This is a genomic window from Methylocystis sp. IM3 (genome assembly GCF_038070105.1).
Taxonomy (GTDB): domain Bacteria; phylum Pseudomonadota; class Alphaproteobacteria; order Rhizobiales; family Beijerinckiaceae; genus Methylocystis.
The window spans coordinates 1,042,031-1,065,140 of the sequence record NZ_JBBPBZ010000002.1 but is presented as its reverse complement, the minus strand read 5'-3'; the positions used below and the strand labels follow the sequence as shown (position 1 = coordinate 1,065,140).

Below are 23,110 nucleotides of genomic sequence, written 5' to 3'. Positions count from 1 at the left end.
AAATGATGGCCGGAGAGAACGTGCCGGAAGGCACACTGACGCGCCTCGATTTGCGAGAGGCCACCCACAGGGCTGTCCCGTCCATCTCGCGGGACGATGCGCGCAATATCGTTGACGCTACTCTGGAGGAAATTAGCGAGGCCCTGGTGCGCGGCGAGACCGTCAGCCTCCGAGCCTTCGGCAATTTCAAGGTTCGCGCCAAGCGCGAGAGATTGAGCAGGAACCCGAGGACAGGCGTTGAAGCGAAGATCACCTCGCGCCGTGTCGTTACCTTCAGGGCGTCCCCACTGGTGCTCAAGAAGATAAACGGCCTTGGACTGAGTGCGCGGCTTCGGAAGCCGAAGGCGCAGTGACCGAGCCGCTGAGCGCCGAAGCCATTTTCGAACAGCTCCGAGCCATGGGGCTTTTCGAGGTAGAAATGAGCCGCGATGATACTAGCCGCGGTTGGCGCATTCGCGCGGATGGCGGTCCCGTCGTGCACATTCACGACAACGGGAAACTTCTAATCTGTGGAAAGAAAGCGCGCGTTCTGCGTAAGGTTCTTGGGCTAACCGGTAAGCGCAATTCTTGCTGCGCCAGCCCTAAAGGGGTCCCGGGGGTTCAGGCTAAGTAACCCATCCTGATATTAGGGCTCCTTCGGCCGCCCACCGCCACGCGAAGCATGGCCGCCTTTAGCTCCCGCCTTGGAAGCAAGCTCAGGGTCTCTCGCGAACGCCCTCTTGGCCGGATTGACGGACAACCCTCCCTTGCGACCAGCCGCCACAGCTAACTCCGTATCCTGGGAATAGGCGCGCTTAGCTGCCGGAACGCTCTTCCCGCCCATCCGGGCAATCTCACTCCGGCGCTCGGGGCTCATCGAAGCGAACCCCCGCAGGCTCTTTGGTCTATCGGCTTCCGTCACCCCCAACCCCTACTTTCGCCGTCAACTAATCTCAAGCCTAGCTGTTGGCAAGCAGACGCGCCAGTGAAAAATCCGCCGAGCCTGGCGGGTGCGCTGCCTGATCCGGCGCGATGGGCTCTTATCGGCACATGGGGGCTTTGCCGCGCCCCCTCTCTTCCGGCGGCGACCGAGGAGCTGGCCGGCCCCGTGATAAGGGCCGGCCTTTTCTATCTCAGGCGGCGATCTGCGCCGCGCCCGGCGCAGCCTCTCCCGCATCGCCAAAAACCTTTTCGGCCTCTTCGTCGGAAAGTCCGAGATATTGCTCGATCAGCACAGCTACATCGCTGAGGTCAAAGCCATTGTCCGGGTCGCCCCAAATCTTGCGCGCACGAAGCGTCAGGTATCGAAGCGCGTGAAGAAACTCCGCATCGCTCTTCATTTCCATAGTCGCAATCTTCCGAGCGGCGCATTCTTCCGCCACCGAAAGCCTATACGCCTGATCGTGCGGCAAACAGTCGATGTCGGGGTGGTTGAAAAAGCCGTCGAAGGCTTTGCGCTGCTTGTTGATCGCGCGTTGCAGCTTTTTGCTGACCATTTGAAAAATCCCTCGGCTAAATAACTTCTGCGCGGCCTATTACAAATCGGCCACAGCAATAAATATGCACTAATCGGCCCGCTTGTAAACAGCGCAAGCCTCTGTTTTTGCAGTAGAAAATCTACGCTGGTCTGTAGTATTTTTACACCCTACTTTCACAAGTTCATTCAATGCGATGCGTGCGTGGCGTGAATAAATTCGGCCTCTTCGACGGGCAGAGCGCGATGCTTTGGAGTAGATTTTTTACACTTTGCCGCGCGCCGCCGCGCCGATCGTCAATAACGCGCGTACGGATCGGGCTGCGCGAACATCCCGTTCAGCGCCTTTAAGAGTCCGCCGCCCGCCGACAACAGCCCATTCATTTCCAGATTGTTTGCGTTCTGATCGGCCAAGCTCATCGCTCTCATGCCGGAGAGCTGATACAACATCGCGGCGTTTCTCTTCGCTTGCGCATCGAGACGTATGTTGGTTGTCGCGTTGACGCGCGCCTCATCACTCAGGTTCTGGTAACGATTGCGAACTGCCCATGTGCTTGGGCTATCGTCTGCCGCGCCGCTCAATGCGCTGACAGCGTCGATGTTCGCCATAACGCCTTCTTGCTGGCGTCTCATGTAAAGACCGGTCTGCGTCGCGCGAAGCTCGCCAACTTGAGCGGCGAGCGCGGCTTGCTGGCTGTCATAGAAGCGCGAGATTGCCGTGTCTTTGCCCTGCTGGCGCATGTTCGATGCGGCGGTACGGCGCTGCTCGTAGGAGCCGAATGCAGCGAGCCCCGTGGCGCCGAGTGATAAGGCGGTCGCGATGCCCATGTTCAGCCCTCCCCTTCAACGGGCGCGGCGATGAGCGCGGCAAGGCGAGCCTGCTGCGCGCTGTATTCGAGGATGTCGGTAGGCGGGAGCCGGCCGATCGACGCAAGGTCTGGCTGGTGTCCCTCGTGCCGGAGGGGCGGCGGGGGAGCCTCCAGCCATTGCCGCATCGCGTGCGAGAAATATCCGGCGAAGCGTTGCGGGTGAAGCATCGCCACGATGAACGGAACGGAGGGGAGCGTTACAGCGATCAAGTCGCCAAGCTCGTCTGCCGACATGCTGTCCTCCGTCTTCGCGATGTAGGTGTAAACCTGCTCGCTCATGCAATCGAGAATGCTCGGATGGCACAGCAACACCGCGTGCAAGTCCGCGATGCCGGCGCGCGGCGGATCAATGGTGATAAGTAAAACCCGCATCGCGCCGCCCTCGTCATTACGCCGCGTTACCGAACTGGGTTCCAACATCGCGCGGCTGCATGGTGCTGCCGGTCGGAACGCGTTCCATTGCCTCGATAAGCAAGAGCTGCAATGGAAGAAACTCGATCGAGTTCAGCACGCGCCGAAAGAGCTTTTCGTCGATGTGCGCGAACTGCTCTTCGAGCGCGGCAATGTCACTCTCGTTAAGCTTCGAGCCGTGATATTCCGCCGTCTTCTGGATCGCGCGAAGAATGCCGAGCGGAGAATTTGTCGATGCAAAAACCTTCGTCTCTCCAAATGCAGTTTGCAGAAATCCGCGTTCGCCAGCCATGTTTCTTCTCCGTTCAAACTCTTCGTTGGATGCCGCGCGCCCTCGGCGGCGGTTTTGGTTTCTCGTCGCGGCGACGAAGATTGTCCTCAAGATGCCGTCGCCAGATTTCATCAGCGGTTGGGGGCGGAACCGAATGCAGCGGGACAACGCGCTCGCACGGCGCCCACGAGCTGGCGGGCGTGTCGATCTGCTTGGGCGCGTCGTCGTCGGTCATCAGCCAATGTCGCCATGGTGTGATTGCCAATGGCCGCCATAACTATCTGCCGTCGCGCGACCGTCCGGGGCTTCGAGAACCTGGCTTGTCTGATCGCAGAGCGCCGGCTGGCTTTTCACAGCGTTCGCAAGTCGGCGCCAGGTCTCACCATCTGCGGCGGAAAGAGCGGCGTCCAGGGCGGCATATTCCTCGGCGGTGACGCCGGCGCGCTGTAGCAGCGTGACGTGATCGAAACCGAGCCGGTCGGCTTTGGCCTCGATCGCGTCTAGGAAGCCGGCCGGCGAGCGGAGTGTTGCGTCGATGACGGCCATGTTCATGCGCCTTTATTCGGAGCGAAATTCCGGCCGTCGCGGATTTCCTTGAGCGCCTGGGGGCTGGGCGCCCGCGCCGGCATGTTTCCAACGGTCGAAGTTTTATCGAGCAGCGCGCCGGTCTTTCCGCGCGTGACGGTGTAAGGCGTTGGCTTGTTGGCCAGAATTTTTTGCGTTGGGCTTTTCATTGCGTTCTCCTACTTCCCGTTGCTCCACGAGCGGCGGAACGATGGCTTCGCCCCCGCGATCTGATTGCGCTTCAAGAGCCTCGTCAATTCCTCGCGGAACTGCTGCTGATCTGCGGCGCTGAGTTTCGCCAAGCGGGTGTCCACTTCCGCCTTGCGGCGTTCGAGCGCGCCGAAATCCCGCTCGGCGTCGGCGGCAAGTTCCTGGGCGAAGAAGCGCGGGTGATCTGTCATTGGCTGTCGCGCTCCGTCAGCAAAGCAATCGCGCGCTCGATGCGCATGGCGACGCTAACTGTGAGATAGACGAGAAACTGAATGGCCGTCATTGCTCGCCCTCGTCGGCGTCGGCGTGGATCGGAGTTGCGTCGATGACGGGGAGCGCGCGTTGTGTCGAAAACCGGTCTGTCTCAATGCGCGATTGGCCTGGCTCGTTGCGTTCGAGCGGGGGGCTGGCGACGCTGTTGGGAAGTCTTACGACGATGCCCGCCTGTAGAACCGGGCCGTTGTTGACGTTCACGGTGACCCCGCCGTTGCGCTGTTCCTCGCCAAGGATCGCGTTCGCGCATTTCACGCGGACATTCTTCGTCGCCGCCGAACCGTCGCCCTCGTCCTCCAGGATCGCGCCCAAGACGGCCATGGCGCGGGCCTTCATGCCAGAGCGTAATCCCTGGAGCTGACGGGCGAGCTCCTTTTGCGCGGCGGGGCTCTGCATGATTTCGCGAGCGCGCCGGCGACGGATGCGCAGCAGGTCGGCCGCCTCGTCCAGCTTCATCGGCTCGCCAGGCTCCAGCGGCCGGCGGCGGTCGGGCTCCAACTCGGTCGGGCTGGCGCGGGTGATCTGGCTCACCCACGGATGCGGACAGCCCGTCGCCATGTATTCGATAAGAAGCTTCACCTTAGCGTTTAACTCGACGATGGGCTTTCGCTTCGCAGCGGACAGGTGATGCCCGAGGCGCGCCAGGCGGTTCGAGTGGGCCTTCTGCGTCGTGTCGGCGGTGTCGGCCAAGGGATTGTCGCTCCGGTCTATTGCGACGCGCGCGTAAGCATGGCCGCAGAGTAAGCGCACAATCAGAAATAGGTCAACATTGCTGACCTATTTATGCAGACCCAAAAAAACCCGGCGACGGGCGCCGGGTCGATTTTGACAGACGAAGGAACCAGTTGCTGACGCTGGTTTGCTCTAGAACCCGCTAAGGCCGGAGGTTGTTCCGTCAGCGGGTCTCGCAGACGGTCACGGTCTTCATGCCAGCCTCGGCGTCAACTCGGCTCGGATAGCCGTGTGGCGAGACCACAATCAGGTCTTCAGTCATGGGCCTTTGGTCAACTACGGCACACAGCTTCGTTTGTGGGTCCTGCACGATATACCATTGATCGACAGGCTGCGCCGAGACGGAGAAGCTGGTTGCCAAAACCGCTGCAGCGGCGGTGATCGTCAGGCACTTCCGGGACACGGTCGATCCTCCATGCGCCCCGCGCGGAAACCCGCCGGCAGCCCCTCTGTTCCGCATTGCGCGCCAAGCGCTCGCCTTCCGCAAAAAAGGCCCGACGCGAGCCGGGCCAAGGAGAAGAGCCCCCTGGGAGGGGGATATGGGAGCAACTCGCAGACAGGAAACAATGTTCCGGGGGTGCGACGCATAGCCCGCCAGGGACACTGGGGAGTGGCTCCGGGACAAGCCAGGGGCTACGCGTCGCGCCGGTAGAACCAATCGACCAAGCGGATGTTCCACTAGCTGCCCATCAATCAAAAAGCCCGGCACAAGGCCGGGTGAAGAAGCATTGAAATAACCTTTCCCCCAACGTGCCGGAAACTCGCCTGGCTGGCTGTTGTTCCAGCGGGTCCGTGGGTGGATGGACGGGCGAGAGTGGCAGAGGTGGTGCCTCACGGGAGCAAGCAAGCCCGCCGGACATTTCCGCCAGCCGGATCGAGGGCGCGAGCGCACTTCAAGCAGCGTCTTAATCCGGTGGCTGGGAGGCTACCTTTTGGCAGCTTTGGCAGCTCGTCGGGTATGTGCTTTTCAAAATTGCATGCCCTGCGGATGGAGACACGAAGGCTTCTGGCAGCTTTAACAGTAGTGCCGGTGTGTGTTTTTCTCCGTCGAGACGACTTTTGGCAGCTTTGGCAGTAGGGCTGTTGCTGCGTTGTTTGTTGTGTGTCCTGTGATGGTGTGTGTGCTTGCTACGCCCTGCGCATGGGGATGACGTTCTCTCCTGGCGTCCGGTCGAGATATGCGGCCCAGGCGTCGAGGGCCTCTCGCCGGCGGTCGAGCATGTCCGATCGCTGGTAGGCTCGTTGAACGGCGGTTCCGACCTGGTGGGCCAGGCAAGCTTCGGACACGTCATCCTGGATGCGGGCAACCTCGGTGGCCCACACCTTGAAGCTGCTCCGGAAGCCATGGGGCGAGGCGTTGGTGACGGCCATATACCTGAGCTGCCAACGCAGGCTCGATGCGCCCACGGGCATTCCTGGCGCGACGCCGGCGAAGACGAACGGTCTGCCGTCGCTGCGGGCGCGCATCTCCTCCAGGATCGCCAAGGCCCGATCACAGAGCGGGACGCGGTGCGATCTGCTTTTATCCTTCATGCGGGCGGCAGGGATCGTCCACAGCCGGCCGGCGATGTCGAATTCCTCCCACCTGGCCCCCCTGCCCTCCTCCGTGCGCACGCATGTCAGGATCAAGAATTCCTGACAGAGCGAAAGGACTGAATCCCGCTCGCGTAGCCGCTGGATAAAGGCCGATATTTCCTCATAGGGCATGGCCGGGTGGCGTTTCTGCTCGCCTTTTGGAGGCGGGCCGTAATGGTTCGCGAGATGGTCGCGCCAGCGGGCAGGATTGACCCAATTGGCGTCAAAGAAATGATTGCGGCTGTCGCTTTATCGCGCCGCGCTCAGGATTTTCTCGATGCGATGACGCAGCCGGATTGCGGTCTCGTTCTTCGAATGCCACAGCGGGTCTAGGATTGCGTAGATATCGGCCGCGTCGATCTTGTTTGTCGGCTTGTCGGCTATGGGCTGGCAATAGTCGCGGATGGTCCGGACCCATTCTCTAAGGCTGCCTTGACTCCAGCCATCTCGGCGGCGCTGGATGAATTCTACGGCCGCTTCTCCAAACGTCGGCGCACCTTTCTCTCTGGCATTGACCGCGATCTGTGCGGCCTGCTCTGCCTTGCGCTGCTCAATGGGGTCGATCTTGCGCTTCACTAGGCGGCGCGCGTCTTCTGCAATGTCTCGCGCCTGAGCAAGGGACACGCTATCGAGGTTCCCCAGAAACATCGTGCGGCTGCGGTTGGCGATCTGGAAGCGAAATTCCCAGGTGCGCGAGCCGGTGGGCGAGACGTTGAGCCAAAGCCCCTTACCGTCCCCGTGTCGGCCCGGCCCGGCGGTCCTAACCTTGCGGTCGCTGAGCTTCTCTTTGAGCTGCTTGGCCACGCAAATCCCCCACAGTTTCCCCCACAGTTTTTAGGCGCATTGGGGAGAATGAGCAAGGACGAAGAAGGAGAGGCGCTATCGCTTCCATCTATGATTTGCAAGGTTTTGTGAGGCTGTCGCGGATGCCCTCAAATGCCGAAGGATGTCTCTATCGCCGATCTCGGCACGGCGTTGGGCGTGCGCGCCAGCCAGTGTTTCTCGGTCGCAGGCCTTCGCGACACGATTGATGCGACACTCGCCTCCAACCAGGTCGTCGCAACACGCCTCGACACGACCCAGGTCGCACTTTCCGCCCTGCGCGCCGACGCGCAAAACATGCGCGCGACTTTGATGTCGGCGCAAACCGACGGCGGTGAGCCGACAGCGATCATCAAGCAAGCCGACCAAGCCCTCGCGACATTGATGGCCAAACTCAACAGCTCGAATGCAGATGGATTTCTCTTTGGTGGAATTAGCATCATGCAGGAGCCGATCGCCGATTATTTCGCCAAGCCCAGCCAACCGAACAAACTTGCCCTGGACGCGGCATATGAGACGGCTTTCGGCTTCACGCAGTCCAATTCCGCGGTCTCATCGATCTCGCCGACTCAGATGCAGGGATTTCTTACAGGCGCCTTTGCACAGCTCTTTTCAGATGCAGGCTGGAAGAGCGACTGGTCGAGCGCTTCGGACAGCGTGCTGCGCGCCCAGGTCAGCCTCTCGGTGACCATGGACGCCTCAGTGAGCGCGAATGAGCCAGCCCTACCGAAGATTGCATCTGCATACGCCATGTTGACCGATCTCGGCGCCGAGCGATTGAATAGGGACTCCTACGCTGTTCTTTTGAAGGCGGCGATGGACACGCTGGACATCGGCGTCGGCATGCTGACAAACATCCAGGCCCGCGTCGGCGTCATGCAGAACTCGGTGAAAAACGCAAGCGACGTCATGTCTATCCAGAAAGATGGTTTGGACACTCAATTGAGTGAGCTCGAATCGATCGACCCCACGGAAGCCGGCGCGAGAGTCAATGAATTAATGACGCGCATTGAAACCGCCTACACCCTCACCGCCAGGATCAGCCAGCTCAGCCTGACCAAATATCTGTGAGATCGCGCCGGATGTATCATCAACGCTACGCAGAAATCGCAAGCGACTCCTCGAATATTTGCAGGGCTCGTGAAAAAGATGCGCTTGAGAGAGCCGTCTCCAAACTCGCCATTGCGAAGTCCCGGGGACCGCTCACGCCCGAAGCTTTCGAGGCGACCGACTTCGTGCGCCGACTTTGGTCGATCTTCATCGCGGATCTCTCCAATGAGGAAAACGGGCTCCCAGAGGAGCTTCGCGCCTCCCTCATCTCGATCGGAATATGGGTACGAAAGGAAAGCGACCTGATAGATCGTGGCCAGTCGGCGAATTTCGACGGTCTCATCGACATCAACAAGCTGATCGCCGACGGGCTGGCCTGACATGAACATTTCTCTCCGCCGCGGCGAACGAATCTTCATCAATGGCGCAGTTCTCAAAGTCGATCGAAAGGTCTGCCTGGAGCTCCTCAATGACGTGACGTTCCTCCTTGAAAATCATGTGATGCAGGCAGACAGCGCCAACACGCCCCTCAAACGCCTCTACTTCATCATCCAGGCTATGCTGATGTCGCCCAACGATTGCGAAGCTCCGCTTCAACTTTGCCGTGAAATGTTCGTGTCGCTCAGCAGCGAACCGCTCGACCCGCGCATCATGGAGGGCTTGCGCGCCGCTGTGCGCAATATCGAAGACAAGAGGATGTTCGACGCTTTGAAAGTCGTACGGTCCCTCTTCCCACTCGAAGCAGAACTTCTTGCGCTGGTCGAAACCGACGCGGCACGCGAGGTTGCCTGAAGGAGCGATCAATGACCATCTCCCCCGTCCAATCTGCAACGGCCGCGACAGGCTCTACGCTCAACAAGGCCGCTACCAAAGCGTCCGGCGATTACAATACCTATCTTCAGTTACTCGTGACTGAGCTCAAGAACCAGGATCCCACCAAGCCGGTCGATCCGACGCAGACCGTCACTCAACTTGCGACGTTTTCCTCGCTGGAGCAGGCGGTCCGAACCAACGACCTCCTCGCTGCGTTGAACCAGCAGGGTTCGTTCTCTCAGGGAGCCGCCCTTATCGGGCGCACAGTCACCGCTGCCGATGGCTCGGTGACAGGCAAGGTTGCTTCTGTGACGCTCTCGGAAACCGGCTTGATCGTCAAGCTCACTGACGGCGGCCAGCTGCAGCTTGGCCTAGGCGTTTCGATCGCCTAGACGATGAACGAAGCAGATGCTCTCGAGATCATCCACCGCACGATAACGACGATACTGATGGTCTCCGGCCCTCTCGTGGGGGCCGCCATGGCTGTCGGGATCGCTGTCGCGCTTCTTCAAGCTCTGACGCAGGTGCAGGAAATGACTCTCACCTTCGTCCCCAAGATCGTAGCGATGATCGCCGTTCTTGGACTAGCGGCCCCACTCATCGGGTCGCAAATCAATATGCTCGCACAGTTCGCCTATTCGAAGATCGAAAAAGGCTACTGAGCCTCGCGCGATGGAGCGCATAACATGTCGGATCTCATCGCCGCCAGCAGGCCGAAACTCGGAGTGGAGGGGAGCTCGAAAGACATCGGCTTCGCCCTGTCGATCATCTTCATCCTGTGCATCTTCTTCCTTCCAATTCCCGCGTTTTTGCTCGACGCCGGCCTTGCTTTCTCGATCGGCCTCTCTGTTCTCATCCTTATGGTGGCGCTCTGGATTCAGAAGCCACTCGATTTCTCGTCTTTCCCAACGGTTCTTCTGGTGGCGACGATATTGCGCCTTTCACTCAATATCGCGACCACGAGGCTGATACTGTCGCATGGATCCGAGGGATCCACTGCCGCGGGCTATATCATCAGTGGATTCTCCAAACTGGTGATGAGCGGCGACTTCGTCATCGGCCTCACCGTTTTCTCGATCATCGTAACGGTAAATTTCCTCGTGATCACCAAAGGCGCCACCCGCATTGCGGAGGTTGGCGCCCGCTTCACGCTCGACGCCATCCCCGGCAAACAGATGGCGATCGACGCTGATCTTTCCGCCGGCCTTATCGATGAGCGTGAAGCGCAAGCTCGCAGACGCGAACTCGAGGAAGAAAGCGCTTTCTTCGGATCAATGGATGGCGCCTCGAAATTCGTTCGCGGCGACGCCATCGCGGGCCTTATCATCCTCGCGGTCAATATATTCGGCGGAATCATCATCGGCGTCACCCGTCACGGCATGACCTTGGCCTCGGCGGCTGATGTCTACACAAAGCTCTCGGTCGGCGACGGACTCGTTTCACAAATTCCAGCGCTGATCGTATCCCTCTCTGCCGGTCTTCTGGTCTCGAAAGGCGGCACGAGAGGATCAGCCGAGCAAAACATCCTCCGCCAGCTCGGCATGTATCCACGGGCGCTCTTCGTCGCGGCCTTGTTGATGTTCATCCTTGCGCTCATCCCCGGCCTTCCGCTTGCTCCCTTCGGCGCTCTTGGCGGCGTCATGGCCTTCGTCGCCTATGTCATCCCGAAGCAGGCCGAAAAGGCGCGCCTGCTCCAGGATGAAACCGAACGCGCCGTTGAACGCCAGGCCAAACAGGAGTCCAGGGACTCCGCGCGGGAACTGTTGCGCATCCAGCCGGTCGAACTTCTGCTCGGCAAACAGCTTTGGGCGGGGCTCCTGCCCCATCAGGGCGAACTCGGACAGCGTGTTTTGCGCATGCGCCGCAATTTTGCTCGCGACTACGGCTTTGTCTTTCCCGACATCAAACTGGCGGATGATCTCGATGTCGGGCCGAAACGCTATCAAATCAGAATACAGGGTGCGCTCGTTGCCACAAGCGAGTTGCAGCTCAAGCGACAGCTTGTCATTTTGGGCGACGGACCCCTCCCCGACCTCGCCGGGGAAGAAACCACCGACCCCGCCTTCGGCATGCGCGCTATCTGGATTCCGGACGCGATGACGGAAGAAGCGAGGCGGCTCGGTTTCACGCCGATCGACCCAGTCTCCGCCTTGCTCACGCATCTTTCCGAAACCCTGCGCAGCAATCTGGCCCAGTTGCTGACTTATAAAGACATGCGAATTCTGATTGATCGCCTGGAGCCCGATTATCGCAAGCTCATTGACGATATATCGCCGAGTCTCATCACACAATCGACTCTACAGGGCGTCTTCAAACTCCTACTCGCCGAGCGCGTCTCAATTCGCAATCTCGAACTCATACTCGAAGCAGTCGCAGAAGCGGCTCCCTTCGCAAGACGCGCGGAAGCGATCGTCGAGCATGTTCGCGTGCGCCTCGGCTCACAAATATGCAGCGATCTCTCGGTTGAAGGCGTTCTGAACGTGCTGCGCCTCGGATCGCGATGGGATCTGTTTTTTCATGAACGAATGAAGCGCGACGCGAAAGTCGAAATCGTCGGGTTCGATGCCGATCCGGCGCATATAGAGAAATTCTCCCTTGAAGCGTCGGCGGCGATCCGCGAGCGGATGGAGAGAGGCGAATCCTTCATCATTCTCACGACCCCCGAGGCGAGGCCCTACGTTCGCTTGTTGCTCAGCCGGCCATTTCCTTCACAGGCGGTGTTGTCGCATATGGAAGTCGGCGGCGGCGTTCACGTTAAATCCGTGGGGTCGATTTCCTGATGCCTCTCGACAACCCTATTTTTCCTTTCTTCATCCTCTTCTGCCGGGTCGGGGGCTGTCTGATGACAGCCCCGGGCTTTTCGAGCGAGCGCATTCCCGTGCAGCTTCGCCTTTATATTGCAGGCGCGATAACGCTCGCCATCGCGCCGCCGCTCATGGAACGCCAGCAATCCGCTTTTGCTGCGCTGCCTCCACAACAGATTTTCATCACGATCCTCGCCGAACTCGGGGTCGGCGTGACGCTCGGATTATTGGCGCGTTACTACTTTTTCGCATTGGAAACGCTCGCTACAGCGGTCTCGATGTCGTTTGGCCTCGGCAATATATTCGGGACTGTGATAACAGAGCAGGAGCCAGCGCCGAGCCTATCATCATTCGTCGCCCTTGGCGCCCTGATGCTCGTCTTTTGCGCGGATTTGCATCTCGAACTCGTTCGCGCGATTTTTCTTTCGTATGACACCACGCCCTTGTTCACGGAACCGAGCGCCGGCGCCTTTCTCGACGAAGTCGCCCGCATCCTGACACAGGCGCATTTGCTCGCTTTGCGGATATCAAGTCCGTTCCTGCTTTTTGCCCTCGTCATGAATATTGCCCTTGGCCTCCTTGCCCGCCTGACTCCTCAGCTGCAAATTTACTTTGTTTCAGGGCCAATTGTAATTTTTGCGGGCGTTTCGACTTTTTTCGTCTTTGGCTGGGACTTCTTCTCGGCTTTTGTCTCCTATTATGGCGCTTGGGTGATAAAGGGCTGAAGATGAAAAACCGCGAGAAACGCCTCGAGCGGGCGGCGGCTATTGGCGAAAAGCTTTGGCGCTTGCAGAAAATGCGCCTTTCGTCGGCGGAGGGGGAACTGCTTGCGCTTCGCGCCGCAGAAGCAGCCGCTTTTGAGGCCCTGGCCCAGGGCGAACCGTCACTCGTTCTCGCTTACATCGACGACCTCGCGGCAAAGCGTTTCGAGGCTGAGAAGGCGCTGCTCGAGGCACAGGAGAGCGCGCGCGATCATGGGCGGCGGGTGAAGCTGACCCGGAAATTGCAGAAGGCGGCGGAGCGCCTCTCCTAGATGAAAGAGTGGGCGTCGACGTCAGCGCAGCGTAACTCGTGAGTATTAATATCGCTGAGCCGTGGAGGGAATGCATGTCCATTTTTCCCGCAACAGATATAGTTTCCGATGTGGCGCGCGCCGCTGACCCGGGCAAGTCCAGGCTCGCAATGAAACGGCTCGAGGAAATCGGCGGAGAAAAGGCGCAGGGGACCGGTAATTCATTCGTTGTCGCCACCCGCGCTCCCCCACCCCCTTCGGCTACACCGCCAACGACGATAATCGACAGCGGCGTTCCAAATGTCGCCCGGTCAGACACTCTGAGCCCGACACAGAAATTCGAGGCTTTTCTTCTGCAAAGCTGGCTCGAAAATGTGATGCCAAGAGGAGACGGCGTTTATGGTGCGCAAGCAGGCGCCGACATCTGGAGATCGATGATGGCGGATCAGATCAGCTCCCAGCTCGCACGAGCTGACGTCATGGGCCTGCAAAAACTCCTCGAACACCCAAACAGCGCAGTCTCGGCGAAGCGCGCATAACAGGCATTGACATGAAGCTCCAGCCAACAGATGACGAGAACGAGGGCCTCTCCGGAGATGCGTTTTTTCGCTGCATCGGCAGACTCAAGGAAATCATCGAGGCTGAGACCGGAGTCCTGAAGGAGGGCAAGGGTGTCGACTTTGAAGCCCTCAACCGCCGCAAGTTGCATGCTCTGCTCGAATTCATGCAGGTTTCACGAATGGCGGCGCCTCGTGCTGAGAGTCTCACCACGGACCGCATGCGAGATCTGCAAAGTCTCCTGACGGAGAATGCTCAACTCCTGGAACGACGTTTGCAGGCGACGCAGGAGATCACCGATCTCATTGTGCGTCATATCCGTGAGAGCGGCTCCGACGGCACGTATTCAATTCGATCACAGTGGGCGAGGCTGAAATGAAGCAAACGATAATAGTTGGCCTCTGGGCCTGCGCCGTCACCCTCGGCGGCGCCTATGGCGGAGCTACCTGGCGACTGCGCGCCAACAATGCGCCTACGCCGCCGCATGAGGAGAAACTCGAAACGCATAAGGTCAAGCCTATCACGGTGCCGATCATTTCTGAGGGCGTACTAAAAGGTTACATAGCAGCAGAGTTCAGCATGCTCTCGCCAAAGACCGACGCTCATGGAGGACACGAAGCCGGCCTCGATCCGGAGGGCTATTTCATGGACGAGGCCTTCCGCCTGATATACGCGGAGAGCAAGATCGATTTTACCCAAATACAAAAGACCGATCTCGCCGTTTTGACGAGCCGTATAACGACCAATGTCAACAAGCGACTCGGACGCGACGTCATAAAGGAAACGCTCGTCAAGAGTTTTGCCTTCGTCCCCCGTGACGATCTGCAGCAATGACGGGGGCGCGCGGCTCTTCGACCGCGCGCACGGCATTTCAGGCTACTCGGTGGACCGGCAGATAGCTTCCGTTCTTGACGATCGAGGCCGGGCTCGATTCGCCCTTGAGATGATTTTCGATTGCCTGCGCGATTTTTCGGTTTGGCTCGTCGGTCTTGATCGCGAGCGTATCAGAAGGTCCTTCGTAGATAGATGACAGATCTGCAATAAAGCGCTCCGTCGCTTTCAAGGCGCGATATTGGGGAATCTGTGTCAGCTCTTCGGCCATCTGGCGGCGAAGCTGATCAAGTTGTGTCAAGGGGTTCATGAGGCAGCCTCTCTTTTTGGGACAGGACTACGGTAACGGATCAAGCTTTCATGAGACTTGCGCTTTTTAATTTCTTATTTACCTTGGTCACGAGGGAGTTCAGTTTCAGGCAAAAAGATCAATTTAGGCTCGGCATGTTAGTCATTCTTCGGGAAGAGCCATGCCTGCGCACTGGTTGCCGCAATTCGATCTCTCGGAATTCGGACTGAAACTCGTTGGCCTCTCACTCGCAACCGGCAGCATCGTATTTGCCGGCTACATGATGTCCGGCAACGACGGCGGATCGCGAATCAGCGGAATTGAACATCTCGCGATTTATTCGAAGCCTGCTACGCAGCTGGCTTCTCGTCAGCGCGACAAGCTCATGACCGTCGTCGACGGCATGCCTGTCGGTTCGATTGGAAAAAGCGAAACCAGCTTGGCGCCGGCCGGCTATCAAATGCTCGAGGGGTCGAGCGACTCCGCGCTGGTGCGACTGCCGCAAGGCCGGATCATGCGGGTCTCCCGAGGCAGCCGGATCGCAGGTCTCGGTGCGGTCGTTGCGTTGGAGCGGCACGGGGATAAATGGTCGCTTGTAACGGAAGGCGGCGTTATTCGCGCGGGCCGTTAAAGGAACAGTTGGCCAGAGCCGCGTCGATCGCGGCATTCACTTCCGAAAAGGAGATGGGCTCTACAGCGGCGCCTATCTTTTCCCGGTCCGGGTGCAGACGCCATGCGAAGCGCCGTCTCAACGCCCTAAGATGCGGCGCCGAATCACGCGCTTCCATCAATAATTTTGGAAACTCGTCTTCAATGCGTGGCGCCAACTCTTCCTGGAGGCGTTGATAGACGGCATGGGCTTGCGGAGCCGCCGAGATATTGGATTGCCGGGGGAGAAAAGGTTCGATCAACCTCATGCGCGATGGCTCTGGCGACGCGCCAGTCTCTTCCTGATGGTTTCCCAGCTCGGCGAGAACTTTTGCGAACGCAACCATGGTCTGCCTCGCCTCGAACGACAGGCGAAGGATGACGCCGCGGCTTTAAGATGGGGTTATCGGCTGCGCAGACGGTATAACACTTCGACGAGATCGCGAGCCACCCATATGCGCATGATTGGAACGCGAAACCAATTTCACAGGACGGGAGTTTAGAAAGAACCTCCAAATCCAAGAACAATCGTGATTATGCCTAAAAAACTTTGGCCCGCAATCAACGCCCTACCCTGATCAAGATCTTCAACAGCAATAGACTTTCCTAGTTCTGCGAAGCTGGACGTACGGGTGACTTTCGGATGATAAGGCAAGACCGGCTCGACCTCAACTGGAGCAGGCCATCTGGCGCTCTGACGCCAGTGAGCGTGCCCCTCACGCCGAGGATCCCGTATTTTCAGGGATCGAAGCACGGAGGGATTAGGCTCTATGTCAACGATCAGGCGGGGCGGTCCCGTCTGCTTGCGTAAACCAAGCAGACTCCGACTGGTGTAAGCTCGGCGGTAATAGGCGCCGCGACCGGTGGGCTGTCCATCAACTCATTCAGCCAAACCGCCGATGGCTCTCAGCCGGCGGCGCGCAATTCATCCCGCTGCGGCCCGGTCGCCGGGGGCGCGACGAGCAGATAACCGAGGAAACGCTGCGAGTCGATCGGATCATAGCCGAGTCGAGCACGTAATTTCTTGCGCAGTTTGCTGATGTGGCTCTCGATGACATTTTCCTCCACGTCATCGTCGAAGAGACCATAAACGGCATTGAAGATCTGGGACTTTGTAAGTCTGCGGCCGCGGTTGACGAGGAGATACTCCAGAATGCGCCTCTCACGGCGCGGGAGCGACAGAACCTCACCGTTCACGATGGGATCGCTGCCGTTGAAGAACACCTGAATGCCGCCAACGGTCGCGCAGTCCTGGCGCGCCTCGGCGCGGCGGCGAATAGCGTTTACACGGGCGAGTATTTCACGCACATGGACCGGCTTGCGGACGACATCGTCCACGCCCGCACTGAAGAGGCCGAGCGTCTGTTCCAGCGACGGCGCGTCATTCATCGCGATGACGGGCGCCTGCGAGCGGCGGCGAATGAGACGCGGGATCTCTTCACGCTCGGGACATTCGCCGATCAGGAAGGCCTCGATCGCCTGAACGTCGCCCTCCACGGCGGAGGCGACCCAATCGCGGAACTGGCCGGGGCGGAACCCGGTCGAGGCGATGCCCTCCTGACCAAATCGACTGGCGTATCCACTCGTTACGAGGTCCCGCTCGTCGACGATGATGAACATGCTTTGCCTCCTGATGGGTAAAACTGCGGCGCCGCTTCGAATCGGCCGATGACTCAGTTAAATTCGCCGAATAGCTTGGGTCAACTTAATAGTAATAGTAAACGCGCCAATGATTTATAGTTGTTTCTCTTTCAAGACAGTCAAATGTCAACCTTTAACACTTTATTAACCTTGTTTAACGTCACAGGAAGGCGTTGAAGGGGAGCCCATGCGCGGCCGCGACCGGCGCCGAGACGACGACCCCGTCACTGATCTCGAGACCTGCGCGCAAATGCGGATCGTCTTCCAACGCCTTCCGCCAGCCTTTGTTGGCGAGCGCCAGAACAAAGGGCAACGTTGCGTTATTGAGTGCGAAAGTCGATGTGCGCGGCACGACGCCGGGCATGTTCGTCACACAATAGTGGAGAACGCCATCGACGACGTAAACCGGCTCGGAATGACTCGTCGGCCGCGAGGTCTCGCATGAGCCGCCCTGATCAATGGCGACGTCGACGATCACCGAGCCGCGCTTCATTGTTCTCAGCATCTCTCTGGTGATGAGAATGGGCGCGCGAGCGCCAGGCGTCAGCGCCGCACAAATCACGACATCCGCGCGGCGGATGGATTCGGCAATGGAGATTCTTGTCGAGTAGATCGTCCGCACCGCCGGACCGAGCGTCGCGGAAAGGCGGCGCAGCGCGTCGGTATTGCGATCCGCAACGAGTACATTTGCTCCCATTCCCATGGCGATCGCCGCCGCCTGCGCGCCGACGCTACCCGCCCCGAGAATGAGAACATCGGCGGGGGGCACGCCGGGGGCGCCGGACAGCAAAACGCCCCTGCCGCCTTCCTGCCGCTCGAGGAAGCGCGCGCCCATTTGCGGCGCCAGGCGACCGGCGATCTCCGACATGGGCGCCAGCAGCGGCAGACCGCCGTTTGGCGATGTCACCGTCTCATAGGCGATGCAATGGGCGCGGCTTTCCATGAGCGCGCGAGTCAAAGCGGCGTCCGCGGCAAGATGAAGATAAGTAAAAAGCGCCTGACCGGGTCGCAGCATTCTTACTTCCTGCGGCTGCGGCTCCTTTACCTTCACGATCAGCTCCGCCCTTTCAAAAAGCTCGGCCGCGCTCTCGATGATCGACGCGCCGGCCGCGACATAGTCCTCGTCGGAAATTCCCGCGCCTTCCCCGGCGCCCCTTTCCACCAGGGTCTCGTGCCCGGCCAGCGACAATTCGGCGGCCGAAGAGGGCGTCAGTCCGACGCGGTATTCGTTGTTTTTGATTTCCTTTGGCGTGCCGACACGCATTTGCCGCTCCCGCTCGAACACTGCGAACCCTTCGCAACTTGTCCGCGGTGTTTATATGAAAACAGGGGTAGCGCCCGACAAGAGCCACGGCGAAGCCGAAGGCCGTATTGGGGAGAAACGAGCATGCCGACGATCAACACGGAAAAGGTCTGCTTCATCGTTGTGAAGGCCCGCGAGCTCGAAAGCGAGGACGAGGGAATGGACGCGGACGCCTCCAATGCGACGGACGATCGCTTTGTCAGCGTTCTCACCGAAGAAGCCTATGACACCGTTCGCACCGAAATCGCCTCCTTCATCGACAATATGGACGAAGAGGAGCAGGCGGAGCTCGTTTCGCTCGTCTGGATCGGTCGGGGAGACTTTTCCGCCGACGAGTGGGACGACGCGATGCGCGAGGCGCGGGCGCGTCGACAGGGCTTGACCTCCGCCTATCTGCTGGGCGTGCCGCTTCTCGCCTCCTACCTCGAAGGCGGCCTCAACGAATTCGGCGAAAGCTGCGCCCTTTTCGCCGCCGACAGGCAATAGGCCACAGGGCTGGAATCAGCGTTCAGGCGCGCCATATAAGGAGCGGCGGACCGCTATTTCGAGGAGACTATCTATGAACCGTCGCGTTTTCGCTCTCGCCCTTTCGCTTGGCCTCGGCCTGTTCCTCGCGCCGCGCCTCGCGGTCGCCGCCGAGGACCATCTCGGCGAAGCGATCACCCATACGAAACAGGCGATCGAGCATGGCAAAATGGGTCACGCGGACGTGCTCGTCACACATGCCGAAGAGGCTTTGAAACATGCCAAGGCCGCCGAGAAGGAGAAGGCGAACCCGCATGTCAAGGAGGGGATTACCCACCTCGATCAGGCGATCGAGCACGGCAAGATGAAGCATGCCGATGTCGCGACGAAGCACGCTGAAGAGGCGCTCACGCATCTGGAAGCGGCCGGCAAGTAACTGGCACAGCACGTAACGCACCGAAAGAGCGGCCGCAGCGCCGCTCTTTTTTTGCCCGCATGACAGCGCCCACGCAATTGCTTATGTGAAGCCCAAGCAAAAGGGGACGGCACATGGGGCTTCGTGAGCTCGGTCGCGTCAAATCCATCGACGCGCTCGCATCTGAGACCGGCGGCTCGGGCTTTCGCCGCGTGCTCGGCGTCTGGCAACTCACCAGTATCGGACTGGGCGGGCTGATCGGCGTCGGCATTTTCGTGCTGACGGGCGTGGTCGCGGCGACGCAGGCCGGCCCGGCTGTCGCGCTCTCCTTTCTCATCGCAGGCGTCGCGAGCGGCGCGGCGGCGCTATCCTACGCCGAATTCGCCGGCCTCATTCCGGTTGCGGGTAGCGCCTATACTTACGCTTATGCCGTGCTCGGCGAACTCGCCGCCTGGATCATCGGATGGGATCTCCTGCTGGAATATGCGCTGGTCGTCGCCGTGGTGTCGATCGGCTGGTCGGCCTATCTGCAATCGCTGCTCGGACAGCTCGGCGTCCCGCTTCCCCCATGGGCCGCCGGGGCGCCGGGGACAGGCGAAGGACATGTGATCGACCTTCTCGCGGCGCTGGGCGCCCTCGGCGTATCCGGGTTGTTGACGCTGCGCATCGAATGGGGCGCGCGTTTCAACGCCGCCATGGTCGTTCTGAAGGTCGCCGCCGTGATCTTTGTCATTGCCGTCGGCCTGCCCTATGTCCGCCTCGAAAACTGGCGGCCCTTCATGCCTTTCGGCTTCTCGGGCGTCACCGAAGGCGCGGCGGTCGTTTTCTTCGCCGTCTTCGGTTACGACACGCTCACCACGGCCGCCGAGGAGGCGCGCGATCCGCAACGCGATCTGCCGCGCGCCGTCCTGCTCTCGCTCGCCATATCGCTGACGCTCTACGTCGCCATGGCGCTCGTTCTCACGGGAATCGTCCGCTACGACACGCTCGACAATCCCGCGCCGGTCGTCACCGCCTTCGCCTCGATCGGCTTGTCCTGGGTCGCCTTCATCGTTTCGGTCGCGGCCGTCGCCGGCATCACGAGCGTCATGCTCGCCTTTCTTCTTGGCTGTGCGCGCATCTGGTTCGCCATGAGCCGCGACGGGCTCCTGCCGGCATGGTTCGCTGTCCTGCATCCGCGTTTCCGCACGCCGCACCGGCCGACGCTCATCGCGGGCGCGCTCACCGCGGTCGTCGCCGCGCTCTATCCGATCAAGGAGGTCGCCGAACTCGTCAACATCGGCACGCTCTCCGCCTTTGTCGTGATCTGCCTGGCGGTGATCGTATTGCGACGCGCCCGACCCGATGCGACGCGCAGCTTCCGCGCGCCCTTCGTGCCCTTCACGCCGCTCGTCGGCGTCGGCTTTTCGATCTGGCTGCTGTCCCGGCTCCCTGTTATCGCCTGGGAGCGCTTCATCGTCTGGCTGGCGATCGGCCTGGCCGTGTATTTCTTATACGGCAAACGCCACAGCCGCCTTGCCGGAGAGGCGACGCGAGACGCGCCTGCGCCGAAATGATCATCTCATGATGCACCGAACCCGCGCATATTCTCCTTCTTTCACGCCGGCCTCGCCGGTCAGCTGGGCCATATACTGGCTCGGCACGCCGCACATCACGCTTTCGACCTGACGCTTGATGACGGCGCGCGCCGTATCGTCGTTGCACTGGTCCCGCGCAATGGCGTTGGCGCAAATGTAAATGACGATCAGCATTGCGCTTCGCCTCTCTTCCCGGAGCTGACTCTCAACCGGGAAGGTAAGGCGTGGCGCGCGGCCTTGTCGGGCGTAAGTCGCCAAAGACCGCGCCGATTCCGGCCACATCGATCTGAACCGACGCGCGCGGCGCTCAATGCGGCGACGGATGCGGATGATGCGGGCGGTGGTGGCCGGGATGATAAGGGTTGAGGTGCTTGCGCTCATGGTGCGGACAGGGGCTGCGCCAATGACGGATGCCCTTGGTGTTGTGCGTCGCCGAGGTGGTGACGAAACAGCCCGATCCCCTGTGATGCGCGCCATGATGGCTTTCGTGCAGAAAGGCGGCGGCGGGCGAGACGCTCGCGGCGACGCCGGCCATTGTCACGGCGCCGAAGAGCAGCGTCGTGGGAATAAGCTTCTTCATGTTCATGTCCTCGTCCGTGCGGTTGATGGTCCGCCTCCGCCTGAGCTAGGCGCCGCGCGACGGGAAGACATGAAGCCACGCCGACAAAATCCGATGGAGCCAGGGGCGCGTCTGGTTACGCGCAGGGGGAAGACGTTTTCTATGCAAAAGGCCGGCGTGGTGCGGGCGGCCGGAATCGAACCGGCACAGGCCTCGCGGCCCTACGGATTTTCGTACCCGCCACGGCTTTCGCCGCCCCGCGAATGCGGGTTTGGGGTCTGGACTATCCCTTCGCCCTAGCGCCTTCGCGCCTTAGGCGCCGCCCGTCTAGTCTCTACACCTTCCCGCCCAAACGGCGGGCTTGGCTCGGGATCGCCACTTGCGAGGTTTCCCCGACTTTGAGCGGTTCTACTCCGGCGGTTTCCCGTCTGGAGCACTCAAATTGCTTCAAGTCCGTTGCGTCTACCAGTTTCGCCACGCCCGCACGAACGCGACGCGCCTCTTATAGGGCGCTCCCTGCAAGGGCGCCAAGCTCAGATTTCCGGACGACGAGTCAGCGCCGGATTTTCTGGCGAAAATCCTCGGCCTTGCGAATGGGCGCCTGAAAGGAGAGGCCTGTGTCCCAGGGAAAATAAATCCACGTGTCCTGCGAGACTTCGGTCACGAAAGTGTCGACCGCCGGCAGACCCTGCGGCTTGGCGTAGACGGTCGCGAAATGCGCCCGCGGCAGCATCTCCCGCACCGCCCGCGCCGTTGCGCCCGTGTCCACGAGATCGTCCACGATGAGCACTTCCTCGCTCGGCCGCAACAGGATCGTCTCGGTCAAGGGCTTGAGGATCTGAATGGCCTCGCGCTCGGTCTCCTCGTGGTAGCTCGCGACGCAGATGGTCTCGATGACGCGAATGCCGAGTTCTCGCGCGATGATTCCGGCCGGCACCAGCCCGCCGCGGGTGACCGCGACAATGGCGGAGAAACCGCCGATGGAGGCCAGGCGCCAGGCAAGGGCGCGCGCGTCCCTGTGGAACATGTCCCAGGAGACGGGAAAGGTCTTTTCCGACAGAGCCTGCATGTTCGAGCTCCTCATGGCTTAGCGGGCGGCTGCGAGCTCGTCGAGAAGCGCGCGCACGGCTTTCGTGGCGGCGGCGAGCCCGGCGGCGTCCCGGCTGCGCAGCACGATCTGATTGCGAAAGCCCTGCCCCGTGAAGCTCGGATAGGAGCCGATGCTCACGGTCTCATGGGCATGGGCGATCTCTTCCAGGCCCTTGGCGTAGCTTCCCTCGGGAATCGCCCCCGCTTCGATCGTTTCGACGACCACGCGCGCGCCCGCCCTCAGCTGCGGGCCGACCGTGTCCATCATGGACTGCATGATCATCGGCACGCCCGCCATCACGATCACATTGCCGATCCAGAATCCGGGCGCCTTCGACGCCGCGTTGCGAATGAGTTCGGCGCCCTTGGGGATTCTCGCCATGCGGCGGCGCGCCGGGTTCAGCTCCTCCTCGCTGAAGCGCTCGCGCAGCATGGCGATGGCGCGGGGGTCTTCCCCGGCCTCGACGCCGAAGGCCCGGGCGATCGCGTCGGCGGTGATGTCGTCGTGGGTCGGCCCGATTCCGCCCGTCGTGAAGACATAGTCGTAGCGGGCGCGAAGCGCGTTCACCGCCGCGACGATCTCTTCCTCCACGTCGGGCGCGACCCGCGCCTCGCGCAGATCGACGCCGATTTGCGCCAGATAATTGGCGATGTAACGCGTATTGACGTCCTGCGTCCGGCCGGACAGGATTTCATCGCCGATGACGAGAACCGCCGCCGTCGCCGGCTCCTCGCCCGTTCCGGTTTCCATCATCCGCTGCGCCTCCCTGGAGGGCGTGATTATGGCGACGGCGGGTCGAAACGCCAAGCCTCGCAAAACGGCAAAGAAGGCGCCGTCGTGGGAGCCAAAGAGAAAAGCTAGGCGTCAGGCGGGCT

General features: G+C 60.6%; 37 protein-coding genes. 16 read left to right on the top strand and 21 right to left on the bottom strand.

Features of this window, described 5'->3' with window-relative positions:
• Nucleotides 1-5: 5 nt before the first annotated feature.
• Complete coding sequence (locus WOC76_RS07005) at nt 6-353, top strand: integration host factor subunit alpha (protein ID WP_341108038.1); 348 nt, start codon at nt 6-8, stop codon at nt 351-353.
• 272 nt (nt 354-625) lie between these two features.
• On the opposite strand, the gene WOC76_RS07000 is transcribed toward WOC76_RS07005, so the two are convergent.
• The 13 genes from WOC76_RS07000 to WOC76_RS06940 form a co-directional block, all read right to left on the bottom strand.
• Complete coding sequence (locus WOC76_RS07000) at nt 626-901, bottom strand: general stress protein (RefSeq protein ID WP_341387780.1); 276 nt, start codon at nt 899-901, stop codon at nt 626-628.
• Nucleotides 902-1,112: 211 nt separating this feature from the next.
• The gene (locus tag WOC76_RS06995; protein ID WP_341108044.1) at nt 1,113-1,475 is read right to left on the bottom strand and encodes a hypothetical protein; all 363 of its coding nucleotides are present in this window, start codon (nt 1,473-1,475) and stop codon (nt 1,113-1,115) included.
• 275 nt (nt 1,476-1,750) lie between these two features.
• Entirely contained in the window at nt 1,751-2,281 is a 531-nt protein-coding gene (locus WOC76_RS06990) for a hypothetical protein (protein WP_341387777.1), read from the bottom strand.
• Nucleotides 2,282-2,283: 2 nt separating this feature from the next.
• On the bottom strand, nt 2,284-2,694 hold the full coding sequence (locus WOC76_RS06985; RefSeq protein ID WP_341108047.1) for a hypothetical protein: 411 nt from the start codon (nt 2,692-2,694) through the stop codon (nt 2,284-2,286).
• Between the two features lie 16 nt (nt 2,695-2,710).
• Complete coding sequence (locus tag WOC76_RS06980; protein WP_341108048.1) at nt 2,711-3,025, bottom strand: hypothetical protein; 315 nt, start codon at nt 3,023-3,025, stop codon at nt 2,711-2,713.
• Between the two features lie 13 nt (nt 3,026-3,038).
• Entirely contained in the window at nt 3,039-3,239 is a 201-nt protein-coding gene (locus WOC76_RS06975; RefSeq protein ID WP_341108049.1) for a hypothetical protein, read from the bottom strand.
• Nucleotides 3,239-3,550, bottom strand: coding sequence for a hypothetical protein (locus WOC76_RS06970; RefSeq protein WP_341108050.1), 312 nt, complete (start codon nt 3,548-3,550; stop codon nt 3,239-3,241). Before WOC76_RS06970 ends, WOC76_RS06975 begins: the two co-directional genes overlap by 1 nt.
• Nucleotides 3,551-3,552: 2 nt before the next feature.
• Entirely contained in the window at nt 3,553-3,738 is a 186-nt protein-coding gene (locus WOC76_RS06965; protein WP_341108052.1) for a hypothetical protein, read from the bottom strand.
• 9 nt (nt 3,739-3,747) lie between these two features.
• Nucleotides 3,748-3,969 (bottom strand): hypothetical protein, encoded by a 222-nt coding sequence (locus WOC76_RS06960; RefSeq protein ID WP_341108054.1) that lies wholly within the window; start codon nt 3,967-3,969, stop codon nt 3,748-3,750.
• Between the two features lie 88 nt (nt 3,970-4,057).
• On the bottom strand, nt 4,058-4,741 hold the full coding sequence (locus WOC76_RS06955; RefSeq protein WP_341108055.1) for a hypothetical protein: 684 nt from the start codon (nt 4,739-4,741) through the stop codon (nt 4,058-4,060).
• A 205-nt stretch (nt 4,742-4,946) separates the two neighbouring features.
• Nucleotides 4,947-5,186 carry a hypothetical protein gene (locus WOC76_RS06950; RefSeq protein ID WP_341108056.1) on the bottom strand — a complete coding sequence of 80 codons (240 nt, stop codon included), beginning with the start codon at nt 5,184-5,186 and terminating at the stop codon, nt 4,947-4,949.
• Nucleotides 5,187-5,911: 725 nt separating this feature from the next.
• A complete protein-coding gene (locus WOC76_RS06945; protein WP_341108058.1) occupies nt 5,912-6,490 on the bottom strand; it encodes a site-specific integrase in 579 nt (192 codons plus the stop codon).
• Between the two features lie 117 nt (nt 6,491-6,607).
• Nucleotides 6,608-7,162: a tyrosine-type recombinase/integrase gene (locus WOC76_RS06940; protein ID WP_341108059.1), complete on the bottom strand. Its 555-nt coding sequence runs from the start codon at nt 7,160-7,162 to the stop codon at nt 6,608-6,610.
• Between the two features lie 132 nt (nt 7,163-7,294).
• On the opposite strand from WOC76_RS06940, the gene WOC76_RS06935 reads away from it, so the two are divergent.
• The 11 genes from WOC76_RS06935 to WOC76_RS06885 all read left to right on the top strand — a co-directional run bounded on the left by WOC76_RS06935 (nt 7,295) and on the right by WOC76_RS06885 (nt 14,251).
• Nucleotides 7,295-8,251: a flagellar hook-associated family protein gene (locus WOC76_RS06935; protein WP_341108061.1), complete on the top strand. Its 957-nt coding sequence runs from the start codon at nt 7,295-7,297 to the stop codon at nt 8,249-8,251.
• A gap of 11 nt (nt 8,252-8,262) precedes the next feature.
• Nucleotides 8,263-8,610, top strand: coding sequence for a flagellar biosynthesis regulator FlaF (flaF, locus tag WOC76_RS06930; RefSeq protein WP_341108062.1), 348 nt, complete (start codon nt 8,263-8,265; stop codon nt 8,608-8,610).
• Between the two features lies 1 nt (nt 8,611).
• Nucleotides 8,612-9,022 (top strand): flagellar biosynthesis repressor FlbT, encoded by a 411-nt coding sequence (gene flbT, locus WOC76_RS06925; RefSeq protein WP_341108063.1) that lies wholly within the window; start codon nt 8,612-8,614, stop codon nt 9,020-9,022.
• 11 nt (nt 9,023-9,033) lie between these two features.
• The gene (gene flgD / locus WOC76_RS06920) at nt 9,034-9,435 is read left to right on the top strand and encodes a flagellar hook assembly protein FlgD (RefSeq protein ID WP_341108064.1); all 402 of its coding nucleotides are present in this window, start codon (nt 9,034-9,036) and stop codon (nt 9,433-9,435) included.
• Nucleotides 9,436-9,438: 3 nt separating this feature from the next.
• Nucleotides 9,439-9,705 carry a flagellar biosynthetic protein FliQ gene (locus tag WOC76_RS06915; protein ID WP_341108065.1) on the top strand — a complete coding sequence of 89 codons (267 nt, stop codon included), beginning with the start codon at nt 9,439-9,441 and terminating at the stop codon, nt 9,703-9,705.
• 24 nt (nt 9,706-9,729) lie between these two features.
• Complete coding sequence (flhA, locus tag WOC76_RS06910; protein ID WP_341108066.1) at nt 9,730-11,823, top strand: flagellar biosynthesis protein FlhA; 2,094 nt, start codon at nt 9,730-9,732, stop codon at nt 11,821-11,823.
• On the top strand, nt 11,823-12,572 hold the full coding sequence (locus WOC76_RS06905) for a flagellar biosynthetic protein FliR (RefSeq protein WP_341108067.1): 750 nt from the start codon (nt 11,823-11,825) through the stop codon (nt 12,570-12,572). The genes flhA and WOC76_RS06905 overlap by 1 nt, the downstream gene beginning before the upstream one ends.
• A 2-nt stretch (nt 12,573-12,574) precedes the next feature.
• Complete coding sequence (locus WOC76_RS06900) at nt 12,575-12,880, top strand: hypothetical protein (RefSeq protein ID WP_341108069.1); 306 nt, start codon at nt 12,575-12,577, stop codon at nt 12,878-12,880.
• Between the two features lie 74 nt (nt 12,881-12,954).
• A complete protein-coding gene (locus WOC76_RS06895) occupies nt 12,955-13,398 on the top strand; it encodes a rod-binding protein (protein WP_341108070.1) in 444 nt (147 codons plus the stop codon).
• Nucleotides 13,399-13,409: 11 nt separating this feature from the next.
• On the top strand, nt 13,410-13,796 hold the full coding sequence (locus tag WOC76_RS06890; RefSeq protein ID WP_341108071.1) for a hypothetical protein: 387 nt from the start codon (nt 13,410-13,412) through the stop codon (nt 13,794-13,796).
• The gene (locus tag WOC76_RS06885) at nt 13,793-14,251 is read left to right on the top strand and encodes a flagellar basal body-associated protein FliL (RefSeq protein ID WP_341108072.1); all 459 of its coding nucleotides are present in this window, start codon (nt 13,793-13,795) and stop codon (nt 14,249-14,251) included. The genes WOC76_RS06890 and WOC76_RS06885 overlap by 4 nt, the downstream gene beginning before the upstream one ends.
• 37 nt (nt 14,252-14,288) lie before the next feature.
• Here the strand turns inward: WOC76_RS06885 and WOC76_RS06880 are convergent, their stop codons facing one another.
• Nucleotides 14,289-14,558, bottom strand: a complete 270-nt coding sequence (locus tag WOC76_RS06880) for a hypothetical protein (protein WP_341108073.1) — start codon at nt 14,556-14,558, stop codon at nt 14,289-14,291.
• A 175-nt stretch (nt 14,559-14,733) separates the two neighbouring features.
• Here WOC76_RS06880 and WOC76_RS06875 point away from each other — a divergent pair, with 175 nt between their 5' ends.
• Complete coding sequence (locus tag WOC76_RS06875) at nt 14,734-15,168, top strand: hypothetical protein (protein ID WP_341108074.1); 435 nt, start codon at nt 14,734-14,736, stop codon at nt 15,166-15,168.
• Here the strand turns inward: WOC76_RS06875 and WOC76_RS06870 are convergent.
• From WOC76_RS06870 to ald, 3 genes are all read right to left on the bottom strand, one after another.
• Entirely contained in the window at nt 15,149-15,532 is a 384-nt protein-coding gene (locus tag WOC76_RS06870; protein ID WP_341108075.1) for a hypothetical protein, read from the bottom strand. The genes WOC76_RS06875 and WOC76_RS06870 overlap by 20 nt on opposite strands.
• Nucleotides 15,533-16,091: 559 nt before the next feature.
• On the bottom strand, nt 16,092-16,805 hold the full coding sequence (locus tag WOC76_RS06865) for a response regulator transcription factor (protein ID WP_341108076.1): 714 nt from the start codon (nt 16,803-16,805) through the stop codon (nt 16,092-16,094).
• A 181-nt stretch (nt 16,806-16,986) separates the two neighbouring features.
• A complete protein-coding gene (gene ald / locus WOC76_RS06860) occupies nt 16,987-18,090 on the bottom strand; it encodes an alanine dehydrogenase (RefSeq protein ID WP_341108077.1) in 1,104 nt (367 codons plus the stop codon).
• Nucleotides 18,091-18,213: 123 nt separating this feature from the next.
• Between ald and WOC76_RS06855 the strand changes: the two genes are divergently transcribed.
• The 3 genes from WOC76_RS06855 to WOC76_RS06845 all read left to right on the top strand — a co-directional run bounded on the left by WOC76_RS06855 (nt 18,214) and on the right by WOC76_RS06845 (nt 20,565).
• Nucleotides 18,214-18,615, top strand: a complete 402-nt coding sequence (locus WOC76_RS06855) for a DUF3775 domain-containing protein (RefSeq protein ID WP_341108078.1) — start codon at nt 18,214-18,216, stop codon at nt 18,613-18,615.
• 73 nt (nt 18,616-18,688) lie between these two features.
• Complete coding sequence (gene smbP / locus WOC76_RS06850) at nt 18,689-19,030, top strand: small metal-binding protein SmbP (RefSeq protein ID WP_341108080.1); 342 nt, start codon at nt 18,689-18,691, stop codon at nt 19,028-19,030.
• A gap of 113 nt (nt 19,031-19,143) precedes the next feature.
• Nucleotides 19,144-20,565, top strand: coding sequence for an amino acid permease (locus tag WOC76_RS06845; protein WP_341108082.1), 1,422 nt, complete (start codon nt 19,144-19,146; stop codon nt 20,563-20,565).
• On the opposite strand, the gene WOC76_RS06840 is transcribed toward WOC76_RS06845, so the two are convergent.
• The 4 genes from WOC76_RS06840 to WOC76_RS06825 form a co-directional block, all read right to left on the bottom strand.
• Nucleotides 20,566-20,760 (bottom strand): hypothetical protein, encoded by a 195-nt coding sequence (locus WOC76_RS06840; RefSeq protein WP_341108083.1) that lies wholly within the window; start codon nt 20,758-20,760, stop codon nt 20,566-20,568.
• A 133-nt stretch (nt 20,761-20,893) separates the two neighbouring features.
• Complete coding sequence (locus WOC76_RS06835; protein WP_341108084.1) at nt 20,894-21,166, bottom strand: hypothetical protein; 273 nt, start codon at nt 21,164-21,166, stop codon at nt 20,894-20,896.
• Between the two features lie 532 nt (nt 21,167-21,698).
• Nucleotides 21,699-22,214, bottom strand: a complete 516-nt coding sequence (gene gpt / locus WOC76_RS06830) for a xanthine phosphoribosyltransferase (protein WP_341108085.1) — start codon at nt 22,212-22,214, stop codon at nt 21,699-21,701.
• Between the two features lie 18 nt (nt 22,215-22,232).
• A complete protein-coding gene (locus tag WOC76_RS06825; RefSeq protein WP_341108086.1) occupies nt 22,233-22,988 on the bottom strand; it encodes a competence/damage-inducible protein A in 756 nt (251 codons plus the stop codon).
• Between the last annotated feature and the right edge of the window lie 122 nt (nt 22,989-23,110).